Here is a 17231-nt window from a genome sequence, read left to right as displayed (position 1 = left end):
CGTGCTTCCACTAGAGCCCCCGCAGCACCACCCCGTCCACCGGCTTCCCGGCCTCGTCCTCCACCACCACCGTCCCGCCGGCCCACCGCACCGTGTACCGCTCCACCTCGCCCGCCCCGAAACCCGGCCCCGGGTCGCGGACCACCACCCCACCACCCGTACGGCCCCGCGGCGGAGCCCACACCTCCAGGACCACCGAACCGTCGGCCGCCCGCACCGGCAGCAGCGAGCCGGCCCGCGCGAGCGCCGGGATCCGGTCCGGCGGAGCGTCCAGCAGCACCTGACCCGGGCCCTCGTACGCCGTCCCCGTCGCCGTGTCGTACCAGCGGCCGCGCGGCAGCCGCACCGCCCGCCGGTCCGACCCGCACTCCAGCACCGGAGCCACCAGCAGCGCGTCGCCCAGCAGGAACGCGTCCTCGCAGTCCCGCAGCGCCCGGTCCTCCGGGGACCCCCACCACACCGGCCGCACGTACGGGGCCCCGGTCCGTCGCGCCAGGTGCGAGAGGGTCACGAAGTACGGGCGCAGCCGCTCCCGTTCGGCGAGCACGGCCCGGGCGGCCCGGGTGGTCTCCGGCCCGAACTCCCACGGCTCCCGCCGCCCGGCCCAGATCGCCGCGTGGGTCCGGAACAGCGGTAGGTACGAGCCCAGTTGCAGCCACCGCAGGTACAACTCCGGGGAGGGCGACCCCCAGAAGCCGCCGATGTCCGGCCCCGAGTACGGCACCCCGCACAGTCCGAGGCCCAGTACCAGGGCCAGCGAGGCCCGCAGCCCGTCCCAGCTGCTCTCCACGTCCCCGGACCACGTGCCCCCGTACCGCTGCATCCCCGCCCACCCCGAGCGGGAGAAGAGGAACGGCCGCTCGGCCGGGCGCAGCCGGACGAGCCCCTCCCAGCCCGCCCGGGCCATCGCGAGCGCGTACACGTTGTGCGCCTCCCGGTGGTCCCCGCCCGCCCCCTCCAGCGCGTGGCGCGCCGACCGGGGGAGCGTCCGGTCGCCGAACGGGGCGAAGGAGACCGGCTCGTTCATGTCGTGCCAGACCCCGGCGAAGCCCTGCGCCAGCCGCTCCGCGTACAGGCCGCCCCACCACTCCCGCACGGCCGGATCGGTGAAGTCCGGGTAGGCGCACTCGCCCGGCCACACCTCGCCCCGGACCTCGTGCCCCGCCGCGTCCCGCACGAAGGCCCCGTGCGCGCCGACCGCCAGGCCCGCGGTGTGCACCGGGTCGCCCGTCCTCACCGCGGGGTCGACGGTCGAGACCAGCCGGATGCCGGAGTCGGACAACTCCCGTGCCAGGGCCGGCAGGTCGGGGAACCGCTCGCGGTCCACGGTGAAGACCCGGTGGGCGTCGTAGTGGTCGATGTCCAGATGGACCGCCGACAGCGGCAGCCCGTGCTCGGCGTACCCGGCCACGATCCGGCGCACCTCCGCCGCGCTCCCGAACCCCCATCGCGCGTGCTGGTAGCCGAGCGCCCACTCCGGCGGTACGGCCGCCGCGCCCGTCAGCCCGGCCCAGCCCTGCAGCACCCGCCCCGGCGGACCCACCAGCACCCAGCACCGCAAGGGGCCGCCCTCCATGCGCAGCTCGCAGGAGCCCGGCCGGTCGGCCCCGGAGCCCGCGCCCTCCTCGCCCTCCCGCAACACCACCCGCCCGTCCCAGGAGTTGTCGTGGAACACCAGGTGCGTGCCCGCGTCCGCGACCACCAGCTGCACCGGCATGGTGATGTACAGGGGGTCCTCGACCCGCCCGAACCCGCCCTTGGGATCGGTGTTCCAGAGCCGGTAGCTCCCGTCCCTCAGCCGCGGCCCCGCCGCCCGCCCGCCCAGCCCGAAGACCCGGGCGTCCGCGGGCACCTCGCTGCGCAGCAGCCACCGGGCCCGCCGGCCGCGGCCCGCGGCGCCCGCGACCTCTGCGGGCCCCTCCGCCGCTGCCGGCCCCTCCGCGTCCCCGGAGCGGTCCACCGGCTCCCACCAGCGCGGCGGCAGCTCCCGCCGCAGCACCGTGCCGCCGGGCGTGCGCACCTCCACCGCACCGTGCCGGGACACCGCCACCGTCACGCGCTCGGACACCACCCGCCAGCCACCCCCGGTGTCCGGTTCCAGCACGGCGCGCGGATCGGGCTCCGGCCCGTCGCCCACCACCGCGTACGAGGGCGTGGGCCCGGCCCCGTCCCAGCCCCAGAACACCGCCCCGCCCACGGCGACCCGTACCAGCAGCTCCGAACGGGTGAACCGGAGCACGCCACCGCCCGGCCGGGGCTCCGTGCCGGTCAGCAGCCCCGGCACCCGCGCCCGCTCCGCGCCCCGGGGCGCGAGCCCCGCCGCGTCCACGCGCCGGTTGCGCCAGGCCGAGCGCCAGGAGCGCCGCCCCCGCTCGCTGCCGAGCTCCTTCACCGCACGCATCAGCTCACGACCGTCCATGGGCCCACCCTGTCACCGCCACCCGGCCCAGAAGGCGCCGTTCAACTGCCGTTCACTCTCAAAAGGATCACAGCCGACCGCCGATGACGGCTCTGGTGCGGATGTCGATCACATGGCATCGTCCCTGTGAGCCGCCGTGCGCACACCCCGCGCGCGATGGCACCGTACGGACACCACACGACACAGCCAGCCGTCGCACAGACGACAGACACGACACGCCCACGAAGCGCGAGCCGCAGACGTGACCGGGAGCCGACCCATGACCGCAGCAGCCACACCGTCCGAGCCCCTCTGGTCTCCCGGCCCCGACCGGATCACCGCGGCCCGGATCACCGCCTTCCAGGCCTGGGCCGCCGAACACCACGGCGCCCCCGCCGACGGCGGCTACCCGGCCCTGCACAGCTGGTCCGTCGACGAGCTGGACACCTTCTGGCAGGCCGTCGCCGAGTGGTTCGACGTACGTTTCACCACCCCGTACGAGGCCGTCCTCGCGGACCGCTCCATGCCGGGCGCGCACTGGTTCCCCGGCGCCACCCTCAACTACGCCGAGCACGCCCTGCGGGCCGCCGAGGACCCGGCGCGCGCCAACGACGCCGCGCTGCTCCACGTGGACGAGACCCACGAACCCACCCCGGTCACCTGGGCCGAACTCCGCCGCCAGGTCGGCGCCCTCGCCGCCGAGCTGCGCGCGCTGGGCGTACGCCCCGGCGACCGGGTCAGTGGCTACCTACCCAACATCCCCGAGGCCGTCACCGCGCTCCTCGCCACGGCCGCCGTCGGCGCCGTCTGGACCTCCTGCGCCCCCGACTTCGGCGCCCGCAGCGTCCTGGACCGCTTCCAGCAGGTCGAACCGGTGGTCCTCTTCACCGTCGACGGCTACCGCTACGGCGGCAAGGAGCACGACCGCCGCGACACCGTCGCCGAACTGCGCGCCGAGCTCCCCTCGCTGCGCGCCGTCGTCCACATCCCGCTCCTCGGTACGCCGGCCCCCGCGGGCGCCCTGGAGTGGTCGGCCCTCACCTCCGGCGAGGCGGAGCCGGTCTTCGAGCCGGTCCCCTTCGACCACCCGCTGTGGGTCCTCTACTCCTCCGGCACCACCGGCCTGCCCAAGGCGATCGTCCAGTCGCAGGGCGGCATCCTCCTGGAACACCTCAAGCAGCTCGGCCTGCACTGTGACCTCGGCCCCGAGGACCGGTTCTTCTGGTACACCTCCACCGGCTGGATGATGTGGAACTTCCTCGTCTCCGGCCTGCTCACCGGAACCACCGTCGTGCTCTACGACGGCAGCCCCGGATTCCCCGACACCGGTGCCCAGTGGCGCATCGCGGAGCGGACCGGAGCCACTCTCTACGGGACCTCCGCCGCCTACGTGATGGCCTGCCGCAAGGCTGACGTCCATCCCTCCCGCGACTTCGACCTGTCCGCCGTGAAGTGCGTGGCCACCACCGGCTCCCCGCTGCCGCCCGACGGGTTCCGCTGGCTGCACGACGAGGTGGCCGAGGACCTGTGGATCGCCTCCGTCAGCGGCGGCACCGACGTGTGCAGTTGCTTCGCCGGCGCAGTCCCCACCCTCCCGGTCCACATCGGCGAGCTCCAGGCCGCCTGCCTGGGCACGGACCTCCAGGCCTGGGACGCCTCCGGCAAGCCCGTCACCGGCGAGGTCGGCGAGCTCGTCGTCACCAATCCAATGCCGTCCATGCCGATCCGCTTCTGGAACGACCCCGACGGCAGCCGCTACCGCGACAGCTACTTCGAGATGTTCCCCGGAGTCTGGCGCCACGGGGACTGGATCACGATCACCGACCACGGCTCCGTCGTCATCCACGGCCGCTCCGACTCCACCCTGAACCGCCAGGGCGTCCGGATGGGCTCCGCCGACATCTACGAGGCCGTCGAGCGGCTGCCCGAGATCAAGGAGTCCCTGGTCATCGGGTTGGAGGAGCCGAACGGCGGCTACTGGATGCCCCTCTTCGTCCACCTCGCGCCGGGGGCCGTCCTCGACGAGGACCTCCGCTCCCGGATCAAGGCGACGATCCGCGAGGAGCTCTCCCCCCGCCACGTCCCCGACGAGATCATCGAAGTGCCGGGCATCCCGCACACCCTCACCGGCAAGCGCATCGAGGTCCCGGTCAAGCGCCTCCTCCAGGGCGCCCCCATGGCCAAGGCCGTCAACCCCGGCTCGGTCGACAACCTCGACCTCCTGCACTTCTACGAGGAGCTCGCCCGCACCCGCGGCTGACCGGGACCGGCCTCACTGTCAGTGGCGATGATTACTCTGAGTGAGCAACCGATCGCGCCACTCAGGGGGAACCATGCCACGCTCCAACGACACCGGGACCGGCACCACCGCGGGCCGCCCGGCCCGCACCCGCAGGCACCGCACACTGCGCCGCGAAGTCCCCAGCACCGTCGGCCTCCTCGCCGACGCCGGGGACTTCGCGGCCATGCGCCGGTACCGCAGCTTCGCTTTCGACGACCACCGCGACTACCTGGACCACGTCGACCGCCTGCTGCGCTCCCTCGCGGCCCAGGGCATCCACACCACCGTCGCCCTCTTCGACCCGCGGGAGTACGCCGAGTACTGCGCGGACCGTGAGCTGGATCCGGACACCCCCGGGGCCCGCACCCGATTCACCGCCGAACTCGCCGGCGGCAGCGGCGTCCTGCCGTACGCCGGCCAGCCCGTCGACGAACTGCTCCCGCTCCTCGTCGACGCGGCCGTCCGGCAGGCCACCTGGGAGTACGCCACCTCGCTGCTGGCCGGCATGGGCGGCTGCGCGGACTGCGGGGAGGACATCGGGACCACCTCCTTCGAGCGCGCCGCCGACGCGCTCCAGCAGCTGGTGGCCCGGGCCGGCCCCGGCCACCACCACCTGGTGTGCAGCGTCCCGGCCGAGGACGAACAGCTCGTGGCCGTGCTCCACGCCGACGCCGGACCGGACGGCCCGCCTCGGGTGGACGGCCGCGACGGCCTCGACTTCGTGACCGTCCTCGCCGCCGGCCTGGCCCTCGGCGGACCCGGGGGACTGGTCCTGCGCACCACGACCGGGGAACACCGGGACCGCGTCCACGGCTGGCGCCTGGACCGCGGCCGCCTGGTGCCCCTCTCGGCGGCGGCCGTCTTCAACGCCTACTGCACCGACGCCGACACCGGAGACCCCGTGGCTCCCGAGCCGGGCGTCGAGTACTGCCCGGGGTACGAGGTCGACGAACCGGGGCCCCACCACTGACCCGAACGGGTCGCGGACCGCCGGACCCACGTCCGGAAACGGCCGAGGGGCCCTCGCCACCGGCGAAGGCCCCTCGACCAGGAAACACACCGTCCGGCTACTCGCCGGACAGCACCGCCTGCGCGGCCACACGGGCCTCCTCGGCGCTGTCCGTGGCACGCGCGGCGGCAGCCGCCCGCTCGCACTGCGCGAGGGTGTACTTGGCGAGCGTCGCCCGCACGTAGGGGATCGAAGCGGCACCCATCGAAAGGGAGGTGACACCCAGACCCGTCAGCACACAGGCCAGCAGCGGGTCGGAGGCGGCCTCGCCACAGACACCACAGCTCTTGCCCTCGGCCTTGGCGGCCTCGGCCGACAGGGCGATCAGGTCGAGCAGCGCGGGCTGCCACGGGTCCTGCAGCCGCGACACGGCGCCGACCTGACGGTCGGCGGCGAAGGCGTACTGAGCCAGGTCATTGGTGCCCAGCGAGAGGAACTCGACCTCCTGCAGGATCGAGCGTGCCCGCAGCGCGGCGGAGGGGATCTCCACCATCGCCCCGAACTTCGCCTGCAGACCGGCCTCGCGGCAGGCATCCGCGAACGCCTTGGCATCGGCCCGGTCGGCCACCATCGGGGCCATGACCTCGAGGTAGACCGGCAGACCCTCGGCGGCCTTGGCCAGCGCGGTGAGCTGCGTACGAAGCACGTCCGGGTGGTCGAGCAGCGAACGCAGACCGCGCACACCCAGAGCCGGGTTCGGCTCGTCGGCCGGGGTCAGGAAGTCCAGCGGCTTGTCGGCGCCGGCATCCAGGACGCGCACGACGACACGCCCCTCGGGGAAGGCTTCGAGCACCTTGCGGTACGACTCGATCTGCTTCTCCTCGGACGGCGCGTGCTTGCTGTCGTCCAGGAAGAGGAACTCGGTGCGGAACAGGCCCACACCCTCGGCCCCGGCATCCACGGCCGCCGGCACGTCCGCCGGACCACCGATGTTGGCCAGCAGCGGCACCTTGTGCCCGTCGGACGTCGCGCCCGGACCGGACGAAGCGGAGAGCGCGGCCTTGCGCTCGGCGGCCGCGGCCTCCAGCTCGGCCCGCTTCGCGGCGGTCGGCTCGACGAACAGGTCACCGGTGCTGCCGTCGACGGCGATGACCGTACCCTCGGCGATCTCACCGGCACCCGGCAGCGCCACGATGGCCGGCACGCCCAGCGCCCGGGCGAGGATCGCGCTGTGGCTGGTCGGGCCGCCTTCCTCGGTCACGAAACCGAGGACCAGAGCCGGGTCGAGCAGAGCGGTGTCGGCGGGAGCCAGGTCCCGCGCGATCAGCACGTACGGCTCGTCGCTGTCCGGCACACCCGGCATCGGCACGCCGAGCAGGCGCGCGACGATGCGGTTGCGCACGTCGTCCAGGTCGGCCACGCGGCCGGCCATGTACTCACCGGCACCCGCGAGCAGGTCGCGGTAGGCGGCGAACGCGTCGTACACACCGCGCTCGGCGGTGCTCCCGACGGCGATCCGCCGGTCGACGTCAGCCATCAGCTCGGGGTCCGTGGCGATCATCGCCTGGGCCTCGAGCACGTGCTGAGCCTCGCCACCGGCCAGCTGACCCCGGGCGATCAGGTCGGCCGACACAGCTTCCACGGCCTGACGGGCGCGCCCCTGTTCGCGCTCCGCCTCGTCCGCGGTGATCTGCCTCGCCGGCGGTTCGAGAACCGCCGTACCCATGTGCCGAACCTCGCCGATCGCCACACCGTGGCTCACGCCGACGCCTCGCAGCGTTGTCTCCATTTCACCCGTCTCCGATTGAGCGGCGGATCCACCCGCCGCGTTGGATGTCCAGTTCGCCTGAGCAGGCGGAGGTGTCACTGCCAGCCGAAGAGAGAGTCTCCGGCCTTGATGGCTCCGTCCTCGACAATGCCGCTGAGGGAGCTGGCAGTCGCTTCCAACGCCACGACGGGGCAGATGGGGGATTTGCCCGCGGCCTCGACCGCGGCGGGGTTCCAGCGGATGACGGTCTGGCCGCGGGTCACGGTGTCACCCTTGTTGACGAGCAGCTCGAAGCCCTCGCCGTTGAGCTGGACAGTGTCGATGCCGAGGTGGGTGAGGACGCCGTGGCCCTCACTGTCCACTACTACGTACGCGTGCGGGTGCAGGGAGACGACCACACCATCTACGGGGGACACCGCCTCCGAGGGCTCACGCACGGGGTCAATAGCGGTGCCCGGTCCCACCATCGCGCCGGAGAACACCGGATCGGGCACTGCCGCGAGTCCGATGGCGCGCCCGGTGAGTGGGGACGTCACGCTGGTCATGGGGGCCTCCCAGGGGTGGGGCTTCTTCGTGTCGCCGTCACTACCTGTCGCGAACGGCGTACTCTTCAGAAGGATAAGTCACAAGATGTTCGAGATCGCCCGATGTTGGTCCCGAACCGGACTGGTCCTTCGGCACGGAGACTAGTGGACTAGACCGGTGGACTAGACCATACGCCTGAATCGATTTGCTTGGGCCCCGGCGGGCCTGTACTGTCGGGACTCCCGCCAAGACGCCTCGTGTGAACATCTCGCGAACGGCTGATGGACGGGCATCCTCCTCTTCTTCACTGATCTTGATCTCGACTTCTTTCCGCATGCCTATTCGGTAAAACGGCGAGTGGTCAGGGAGACGGAAAAGGACTGATAGAGTCGGACTCGCCGGAAAGGGAAAGCGCGAAAGCGGATGACCTGGAAGGCGGAAAACAAGCGGGACTGACTCTGATAGAGTCGGAAACGCAAGAACGAAGGAAGCGCCCAGAGGAAAGCCCGAGAGGGTGAGTACAAAGGAAGCGTCCGTTCCTTGAGAACTCAACAGCGTGCCAAAAATCAACGCCAAAAGTTGATACCCCGTCCATTTCGGTGGATGAGGTTCCTTTGAAAAAGACCTGTGGGGTCGCGGCTTCGGCTGTGATGCTTGCAGGCAATTACACAGCGAGGATGCAGTGGACGGTCGGTCTTATTCCGACATGACTGTCCCGCTCTAAGTGCGTGTGCACCCGATTACGGGTAAACATTCATGGAGAGTTTGATCCTGGCTCAGGACGAACGCTGGCGGCGTGCTTAACACATGCAAGTCGAACGATGAAGCCCTTCGGGGTGGATTAGTGGCGAACGGGTGAGTAACACGTGGGCAATCTGCCCTTCACTCTGGGACAAGCCCTGGAAACGGGGTCTAATACCGGATAACACTCCTGCCTGCATGGGTGGGGGTTAAAAGCTCCGGCGGTGAAGGATGAGCCCGCGGCCTATCAGCTTGTTGGTGGGGTAATGGCCCACCAAGGCGACGACGGGTAGCCGGCCTGAGAGGGCGACCGGCCACACTGGGACTGAGACACGGCCCAGACTCCTACGGGAGGCAGCAGTGGGGAATATTGCACAATGGGCGAAAGCCTGATGCAGCGACGCCGCGTGAGGGATGACGGCCTTCGGGTTGTAAACCTCTTTCAGCAGGGAAGAAGCGAAAGTGACGGTACCTGCAGAAGAAGCGCCGGCTAACTACGTGCCAGCAGCCGCGGTAATACGTAGGGCGCAAGCGTTGTCCGGAATTATTGGGCGTAAAGAGCTCGTAGGCGGCTTGTCACGTCGGATGTGAAAGCCCGAGGCTTAACCTCGGGTCTGCATTCGATACGGGCTAGCTAGAGTGTGGTAGGGGAGATCGGAATTCCTGGTGTAGCGGTGAAATGCGCAGATATCAGGAGGAACACCGGTGGCGAAGGCGGATCTCTGGGCCATTACTGACGCTGAGGAGCGAAAGCGTGGGGAGCGAACAGGATTAGATACCCTGGTAGTCCACGCCGTAAACGTTGGGAACTAGGTGTTGGCGACATTCCACGTCGTCGGTGCCGCAGCTAACGCATTAAGTTCCCCGCCTGGGGAGTACGGCCGCAAGGCTAAAACTCAAAGGAATTGACGGGGGCCCGCACAAGCAGCGGAGCATGTGGCTTAATTCGACGCAACGCGAAGAACCTTACCAAGGCTTGACATATACCGGAAAGCATTAGAGATAGTGCCCCCCTTGTGGTCGGTATACAGGTGGTGCATGGCTGTCGTCAGCTCGTGTCGTGAGATGTTGGGTTAAGTCCCGCAACGAGCGCAACCCTTGTCCTGTGTTGCCAGCATGCCCTTCGGGGTGATGGGGACTCACAGGAGACCGCCGGGGTCAACTCGGAGGAAGGTGGGGACGACGTCAAGTCATCATGCCCCTTATGTCTTGGGCTGCACACGTGCTACAATGGCCGGTACAATGAGCTGCGATACCGTGAGGTGGAGCGAATCTCAAAAAGCCGGTCTCAGTTCGGATTGGGGTCTGCAACTCGACCCCATGAAGTCGGAGTTGCTAGTAATCGCAGATCAGCATTGCTGCGGTGAATACGTTCCCGGGCCTTGTACACACCGCCCGTCACGTCACGAAAGTCGGTAACACCCGAAGCCGGTGGCCCAACCCGTAAGGGAGGGAGCTGTCGAAGGTGGGACTGGCGATTGGGACGAAGTCGTAACAAGGTAGCCGTACCGGAAGGTGCGGCTGGATCACCTCCTTTCTAAGGAGCACAGTACCGATTGCAGACAAATGTTCTGCACGGTCAGCTCATGGGTGGAACGTTGATTAGTTGGCACGGTTTCCAAAACATCCTGTAAGTACTGCTTCGGCGTGGAAAACAGTGATAGTGGCGGGGATCGTGCTTGGCACGTTGTTGGGTATCTGAGGGTACGGCCGAAAGGCTTTCCTTCTGCGATGCCGGCCCCAGTGAACTTCATCTTCGGATGGGGGTGATGGGTGGCTGGTCGTTGCTTGAGAACTACACAGTGGACGCGAGCATCTGTAGGCCAAGTTTTTAAGGGCGCACGGTGGATGCCTTGGCACCAGGAACCGATGAAGGACGTGAGAGGCCGCGATAGGCCCCGGGGAGCTGCCAACTGAGCTTTGATCCGGGGGTGTCCGAATGGGGAAACCCGGCAGTCGTCATGGGCTGTCACCCACTGCTGAACACATAGGCAGTGTGGAGGGAACGCGGGGAAGTGAAACATCTCAGTACCCGCAGGAAGAGAAAACAACCGTGATTCCGGGAGTAGTGGCGAGCGAAACCGGATGAGGCCAAACCGTATGCGTGTGATACCCGGCAGGGGTTGCGCATGCGGGGTTGTGGGAATTCTTTTGATCGGTCTGCCGGCCGGTCGGCGAGTCAGAAACCGTTGATGTAGTCGAAGGACATGCGAAAGGTCCGGCGTAGAGGGTAAGACCCCCGTAGACGAAACATCAGCGGCTTGCTTAAGAATCTCCCAAGTAGCACGGGGCCCGAGAAATCCCGTGTGAATCTGGCGGGACCACCCGCTAAGCCTAAATATTCCCTGGTGACCGATAGCGGATAGTACCGTGAGGGAATGGTGAAAAGTACCGCGGGAGCGGAGTGAAATAGTACCTGAAACCGTGTGCCTACAAGCCGTGGGAGCGTCGCCGTTATTCTTCGGAATAACGGTCGTGACTGCGTGCCTTTTGAAGAATGAGCCTGCGAGTTAGCGGTGTGTAGCGAGGTTAACCCGTGTGGGGAAGCCGTAGCGAAAGCGAGTCCGAATAGGGCGATTGAGTTGCACGCTCTAGACCCGAAGCGGAGTGATCTAGCCATGGGCAGGTTGAAGCGGAGGTAAGACTTCGTGGAGGACCGAACCCACCAGGGTTGAAAACCTGGGGGATGACCTGTGGTTAGGGGTGAAAGGCCAATCAAACTCCGTGATAGCTGGTTCTCCCCGAAATGCATTTAGGTGCAGCGTCACGTGTTTCTTGCCGGAGGTAGAGCACTGGATAGGCGATGGGCCCTACCGGGTTACTGACCTTAGCCAAACTCCGAATGCCGGTAAGTGAGAGCGTGGCAGTGAGACTGTGGGGGATAAGCTCCATGGTCGAGAGGGAAACAGCCCAGAGCATCGACTAAGGCCCCTAAGCGTACGCTAAGTGGGAAAGGATGTGGAGTCGCAGAGACAACCAGGAGGTTGGCTTAGAAGCAGCCACCCTTGAAAGAGTGCGTAATAGCTCACTGGTCAAGTGATTCCGCGCCGACAATGTAGCGGGGCTCAAGCGTACCGCCGAAGTCGTGTCATTGCAGCTATAGGGCCAACGCCCGCTGTGATGGGTAGGGGAGCGTCGTGTGCCGGGTGAAGCAGCAGCGGAAGCTAGTTGTGGACGGTTCACGAGTGAGAATGCAGGCATGAGTAGCGATACACACGTGAGAAACGTGTGCGCCGATTGACTAAGGGTTCCTGGGTCAAGCTGATCTGCCCAGGGTAAGTCGGGACCTAAGGCGAGGCCGACAGGCGTAGTCGATGGACAACCGGTTGATATTCCGGTACCCGCTTTGAAACGCCCAATATCGAATCAGGCGATGCTAAGCCCGTGAAGCCGTTCCGGACCCTTCGGGGAAAGGAAAGTGGTGGAGCCGGCGGACCAGACTTGTAGTAGGTAAGCGATGGGGTGACGCAGGAAGGTAGTCCAGCCCGGGCGGTGGTAGTCCCGGGGTAAGGGTGTAGGCCGAGGGGTAGGCAAATCCGTCCCTCATATAAGGCTGAGACCTGATGCCGAGCCGATTGTGGTGAAGTGGATGATCCTATGCTGTCGAGAAAAGCCTCTAGCGAGTTTCATGGCGGCCCGTACCCTAAACCGACTCAGGTGGTCAGGTAGAGAATACCGAGGCGTTCGGGTGAACTATGGTTAAGGAACTCGGCAAAATGCCCCCGTAACTTCGGGAGAAGGGGGGCCAGTCCTGGTGATCGGATTTACTCCGTGAGCTGGGGGTGGCCGCAGAGACCAGCGAGAAGCGACTGTTTACTAAAAACACAGGTCCGTGCGAAGCCGTAAGGCGATGTATACGGACTGACGCCTGCCCGGTGCTGGAACGTTAAGGGGACCGGTTAGTCACATTTCGGTGTGGCGAAGCTGAGAACTTAAGCGCCAGTAAACGGCGGTGGTAACTATAACCATCCTAAGGTAGCGAAATTCCTTGTCGGGTAAGTTCCGACCTGCACGAATGGCGTAACGACTTCTCGACTGTCTCAACCATAGGCCCGGTGAAATTGCACTACGAGTAAAGATGCTCGTTTCGCGCAGCAGGACGGAAAGACCCCGGGACCTTTACTATAGTTTGATATTGGTGTTCGGTTCGGCTTGTGTAGGATAGGTGGGAGACTTTGAAGCCCCAACGCCAGTTGGGGTGGAGTCGTCGTTGAAATACCACTCTGGTCGTGCTGGATGTCTAACCTCGGTCCGTGATCCGGATCAGGGACAGTGTCTGATGGGTAGTTTAACTGGGGCGGTTGCCTCCCAAAAAGTAACGGAGGCGCCCAAAGGTTCCCTCAGCCTGGTTGGCAATCAGGTGTTGAGTGTAAGTGCACAAGGGAGCTTGACTGTGAGACCGACGGGTCGAGCAGGGACGAAAGTCGGGACTAGTGATCCGGCGGTGGCTTGTGGAAGCGCCGTCGCTCAACGGATAAAAGGTACCCCGGGGATAACAGGCTGATCTTCCCCAAGAGTCCATATCGACGGGATGGTTTGGCACCTCGATGTCGGCTCGTCGCATCCTGGGGCTGGAGTCGGTCCCAAGGGTTGGGCTGTTCGCCCATTAAAGCGGTACGCGAGCTGGGTTTAGAACGTCGTGAGACAGTTCGGTCCCTATCCGCTGTGCGCGTAGGAATATTGAGAAGGGCTGTCCCTAGTACGAGAGGACCGGGACGGACGAACCTCTGGTGTGCCAGTTGTCCTGCCAAGGGCATGGCTGGTTGGCTACGTTCGGGAGGGATAACCGCTGAAAGCATCTAAGCGGGAAGCCTGCTTCAAGATGAGTATTCCCACCTCCTTGAGAGGGTAAGGCTCCCAGTAGACGACTGGGTTGATAGGCCAGATGTGGAAGCCCGGTAACGGGTGGAGCTGACTGGTACTAATAGGCCGAGGGCTTGTCCTCAGTTGCTCGCGTCCACTGTGTTAGTTCTGAAGTAACGAACTGTGTCATATCCGGTTGGTTAACTTCATAGTGTTTCGGTGGTCATAGCGTTAGGGAAACGCCCGGTTTACATTCCGAACCCGGAAGCTAAGCCTTTCAGCGCCGATGGTACTGCAGGGGGGACCCTGTGGGAGAGTAGGACGCCGCCGAACAAATTTTATGGGGAAGCCCCGTACCAGGTATCTGGTACGGGGCTTTTCTGCGTTTACCGGCAGGCGGACAGGTGTACTGGCTCCTGTAGGGTCAGGGGGCATCGTTCAACCATTTCTACAGTCACAGTGGAGGCCCCCGGGTGGAGGTCCAGGAGACTCGGGTTCAGACCGACCGAATTTTCACCATTCCGAACATCCTGAGCATGGCGCGCCTGGCCGGCGTACCCCTGTTCCTGTGGCTGATCCTGGCCGAGCACGACGGCTGGGCTCTTGTCGTCCTCATGCTCAGCGGAGTCAGTGACTACCTGGACGGGAAGCTGGCCCGGCGCTGGAATCAGATCAGCAACCTCGGAAGGCTGCTGGATCCGGCCGCGGACCGGCTCTACATCCTGTCCACCCTGTTCGGTCTCACGTACCGCGGGATTCTGCCGCTCTGGCTCACCGGAGCGCTCCTCGCGCGTGAGCTGATGCTGCTGGTCATGGTCTGGATCCTGCGCCGGCACGGCTATCCACCGCCGCAGGTCAACTTCCTCGGCAAGGCCGCGACCTTCAACCTGATGTACGCCTTCCCCTTCCTTCTGGTGAGTACCTGGTCGGGTTGGTTGGCCTGGACGGGGTCAGTTTTCGGATGGGCGTTCGCCGGATGGGGTACAACCCTCTATTGGTGGGCAGGAGTCCTTTACGTGGTGCAAGTCCGCCGGCTCGTGAAGGCGGACACCACGGCCGATTGAGCTCGCTCGGCGCCTGACTGACGCGGAGGAGTTGTCCAGTCACCGTCCGGGACGGGTGAGGTCGGCGTTGACGCCGTCTCTCAAGGAGGACACTTCCGACATGAAGGCCGTCGTGATGGCTGGTGGCGAAGGCACTCGGCTTCGCCCCATGACCTCAAGCATGCCGAAGCCGCTCCTGCCGGTGGCCAACCGGCCGATCATGGAGCACGTGCTCCGGCTGCTCAAGCGGCACGGGCTCAGCGAGACCGTGGTCACCGTACAGTTCCTCGCCTCGCTCGTCAGGAACTATTTCGGTGACGGCGAAGAGCTCGGAATGGAGCTCACCTATGCCAACGAGGAGAAGCCACTCGGGACTGCCGGCAGCGTGAAGAACGCCGAGGAGGCGCTGAAGGACGACACCTTCCTCGTCATCTCCGGCGACGCGCTCACCGACTTCGATCTCACCGACCTCATCCGTTTCCACAAGGAGAAGGGCGGCCTCGTCACGGTCTGCCTGACCCGGGTGCCGAACCCGCTGGAGTTCGGCATCACCATCGTGGACGAGGAAGGCCAGGTGGAGCGCTTCCTGGAGAAGCCCACCTGGGGACAGGTGTTCTCGGACACCATCAACACCGGTATCTACGTCATGGAGCCGGAGATCTTCGACTACGTCGACCCGGACGTCTCGGTGGACTGGTCCGGTGACGTCTTCCCCCAGCTGATGAAGGAAGGGCGGCCCATCTACGGCTACGTCGCCGAGGGCTACTGGGAGGACGTCGGAACCCACGAGAGTTACGTCAAGGCCCAGGCCGACGTGCTCGAGGGCAAGGTCCAGGTCGACATGGACGGCTTCGAGATCTCGCCCGGGGTGTGGATCGCCGAAGGGGCCGAGGTGAGCCCGGACGCGGTGCTGCGCGGGCCGCTGTACATCGGGGACTACGCCAAGGTCGAGGCCGGCGTAGAGATCCGTGAGCACACCGTCATCGGGTCGAACGTCGTGGTCAAGAGCGGTGCGTTCCTGCACAAGGCCGTCGTGCACGACAACGTGTACATCGGGCCGCACAGCAATCTCCGCGGCTGCGTCATCGGCAAGAACACCGACATCATGCGGTCCGCCCGGATCGAGGACGGGGCCGTCATCGGCGACGAGTGCCTCGTCGGCGAGGAATCGATCATCCAGGGGAACGTGCGCGTCTACCCCTTCAAGACGATCGAGGCCGGCGCCTTCGTCAACACGTCGGTGATCTGGGAGTCCCGCGGGCAGGCACATCTGTTCGGTGCCCGTGGGGTCACCGGGATCCTGAACGTGGAGATCACCCCCGAACTGGTGGTGAGGCTGGCCGGCGCCTATGCGACGACCCTGAAGAAGGGAGCGACGGTCACCACCGCCCGCGACCACTCCAGGGGCGCGCGAGCGCTCAAGCGGGCCGTGATCTCGGCGCTCCAGGCCAGCGCGATCAACGTACGGGACTTGGAGAACGTACCGCTGCCCGTGGCGCGGCAGCAGACCGCGCGAGGCAGTGCCGGCGGGATCGTGCTGCGGACCTCCCCGGGCATCCCGGACTCCGTCGACATCATGTTCCTCGACGAGCGGGGTGCCGACCTCTCCCTCCAGCAGCAGCGCAAGCTGGACCGGGTCTACGCGCGCCAGGAGTACCGCAGGGCCTTCCCCGGGGAGATCGGTGACCTGCAGTTCCCGGGCAGCGTCTTCGACGCCTACACCGGTTCACTGCTGCGGCGGGTGGACACCACCGGGGTCGCGGACTCCGGGCTCAAGGTGGTCGTGGACGCCTCCAACGGCAGCGCCGGCCTCGTGCTGCCCAGCCTGCTGGGCCGGCTCGGGGTGGACGCCCTGACCGTCAATCCGGGGCTCGACGAGTCCAGGCCGACGGAGACCGTCGAATCCCGGCGGGCCGGACTGGTCCGGCTCGGGGAGATCGTCGCATCGTCGCGGGCCGCCTTCGGGGTGCGTTTCGACCCGGTGGGCGAGCGGATCTCCCTCGTGGACGAGCGCGGGCGGATCATCGAGGACGACCGGGCGCTGCTGGTGATGCTCGATCTGGTGGCCGCCGAGAAGCGCAGTGGCAAGGTGGCGCTGCCGGTGACCACGACCCGGATCGCCGAGCAGGTGGCGGCGTACCACGGTACGCAGGTGGAGTGGACGACCACTTCGCCCGACGACCTGACCCGGGTGGGCCGTGCGGAGAACACCATCTTCGGCGGCGACGGCCGGGGCGGTTTCATCGTCCCGGAGTTCAGCAGCGTCTTCGACGGATCGGCCGCCTTCGTGCAGCTGATCGGGCTGGTGGCGCGGACACAGCTCACGCTGAGCCAGATCGACGCCCGCATCCCGCGGGCGCACGTGCTCAAGCGGGACGTGCCGACCCCGTGGGCGGTGAAGGGGCTCGTCATGCGGCGGGTCGTGGAGGCCGCCGGGGAGCGGCAGGTGGACACCACCGACGGGGTGCGGGTCGTGGAGGCCGACGGGCGGTGGGCACTGGTGCTGCCCGATCCCGCCGAGGCGGTCACGCACCTGTGGGCCGAAGGCCCCGACGACGCGTCCGCGCAGACGCTCCTGGACGACTGGGCGGCGGTGGTGGACGGCGCCGGGCACTGAGGCGCCGGTACGGAACGCGGTAGGGCCGCAAGTCCGGTGGGGCGGGCGGGGTGAAGGTCCCGTCCGGCCCGCCGGACTTCCGCATTCGGTATGAGCGGCGGCGACA

7 protein-coding genes and 3 rRNA genes are annotated in these 17231 nt (G+C 66.7%); 7 read left to right on the top strand and 3 right to left on the bottom strand.

Going from position 1 to position 17231, the window contains the following annotated elements:
* Positions 1-10: 10 nt before the first annotated feature.
* A complete protein-coding gene (locus tag OG389_RS06535) occupies positions 11-2419 on the bottom strand; it encodes a glycoside hydrolase family 31 protein (RefSeq protein ID WP_328297511.1) in 2409 nt (802 codons plus the stop codon).
* Positions 2420-2678: 259 nt separating this feature from the next.
* Between OG389_RS06535 and OG389_RS06530 the strand changes: the two genes are divergently transcribed.
* Positions 2679-4658 carry an acetoacetate--CoA ligase gene (locus OG389_RS06530; protein ID WP_328297510.1) on the top strand — a complete coding sequence of 660 codons (1980 nt, stop codon included), beginning with the start codon at positions 2679-2681 and terminating at the stop codon, positions 4656-4658.
* A gap of 73 nt (positions 4659-4731) precedes the next feature.
* On the top strand, positions 4732-5649 hold the full coding sequence (locus tag OG389_RS06525; RefSeq protein WP_328297509.1) for a hypothetical protein: 918 nt from the start codon (positions 4732-4734) through the stop codon (positions 5647-5649).
* Positions 5650-5746: 97 nt separating this feature from the next.
* Here the strand turns inward: OG389_RS06525 and ptsP are convergent, their stop codons facing one another.
* Positions 5747-7417 (bottom strand): phosphoenolpyruvate--protein phosphotransferase, encoded by a 1671-nt coding sequence (ptsP, locus tag OG389_RS06520; protein ID WP_328297508.1) that lies wholly within the window; start codon positions 7415-7417, stop codon positions 5747-5749.
* A gap of 74 nt (positions 7418-7491) precedes the next feature.
* Positions 7492-7941, bottom strand: a complete 450-nt coding sequence (locus tag OG389_RS06515; RefSeq protein WP_328297507.1) for a PTS sugar transporter subunit IIA — start codon at positions 7939-7941, stop codon at positions 7492-7494.
* A 733-nt stretch (positions 7942-8674) separates the two neighbouring features.
* Between OG389_RS06515 and OG389_RS06510 the strand changes: the two genes are divergently transcribed.
* The 5 genes from OG389_RS06510 to OG389_RS06490 all read left to right on the top strand — a co-directional run bounded on the left by OG389_RS06510 (position 8675) and on the right by OG389_RS06490 (position 17125).
* Positions 8675-10199 (top strand): 16S ribosomal RNA (locus OG389_RS06510).
* A gap of 284 nt (positions 10200-10483) precedes the next feature.
* Positions 10484-13607: ribosomal RNA gene (locus tag OG389_RS06505) — 23S ribosomal RNA — on the top strand.
* A 73-nt stretch (positions 13608-13680) separates the two neighbouring features.
* Positions 13681-13798, top strand: a 5S ribosomal RNA gene (gene rrf / locus OG389_RS06500).
* Together the 16S, 23S and 5S rRNA genes form the textbook arrangement of a ribosomal RNA operon.
* Positions 13799-13938: 140 nt before the next feature.
* Positions 13939-14529, top strand: a complete 591-nt coding sequence (locus OG389_RS06495) for a CDP-alcohol phosphatidyltransferase family protein (RefSeq protein ID WP_328297506.1) — start codon at positions 13939-13941, stop codon at positions 14527-14529.
* Between the two features lie 100 nt (positions 14530-14629).
* On the top strand, positions 14630-17125 hold the full coding sequence (locus OG389_RS06490) for a mannose-1-phosphate guanyltransferase (protein ID WP_328297505.1): 2496 nt from the start codon (positions 14630-14632) through the stop codon (positions 17123-17125).
* Positions 17126-17231 lie beyond the last annotated feature (106 nt).

Source organism: Streptomyces sp. NBC_00435 (assembly GCF_036014235.1).
Taxonomy (GTDB): domain Bacteria; phylum Actinomycetota; class Actinomycetes; order Streptomycetales; family Streptomycetaceae; genus Streptomyces.
This window is presented reverse-complemented; position numbering and strand designations above follow the sequence as displayed.

What these genes read in the sequence shown, in the direction of transcription:
- ptsP (WP_328297508.1), bottom strand. Translation starts at nt 7,417, where the DNA reads ATGGAGACAACGCTGCGAGGCGTCGGCGTGAGCCACGGTGTGGCGATC.
- OG389_RS06490 (WP_328297505.1), top strand. Translation starts at nt 14,630, where the DNA reads ATGAAGGCCGTCGTGATGGCTGGTGGCGAAGGCACTCGGCTTCGCCCC.
- OG389_RS06525 (WP_328297509.1), top strand. Translation starts at nt 4,732, where the DNA reads ATGCCACGCTCCAACGACACCGGGACCGGCACCACCGCGGGCCGCCCG.
- OG389_RS06535 (WP_328297511.1), bottom strand. Translation starts at nt 2,419, where the DNA reads ATGGACGGTCGTGAGCTGATGCGTGCGGTGAAGGAGCTCGGCAGCGAG.
- OG389_RS06515 (WP_328297507.1), bottom strand. Translation starts at nt 7,941, where the DNA reads ATGACCAGCGTGACGTCCCCACTCACCGGGCGCGCCATCGGACTCGCG.
- OG389_RS06530 (WP_328297510.1), top strand. Translation starts at nt 2,679, where the DNA reads ATGACCGCAGCAGCCACACCGTCCGAGCCCCTCTGGTCTCCCGGCCCC.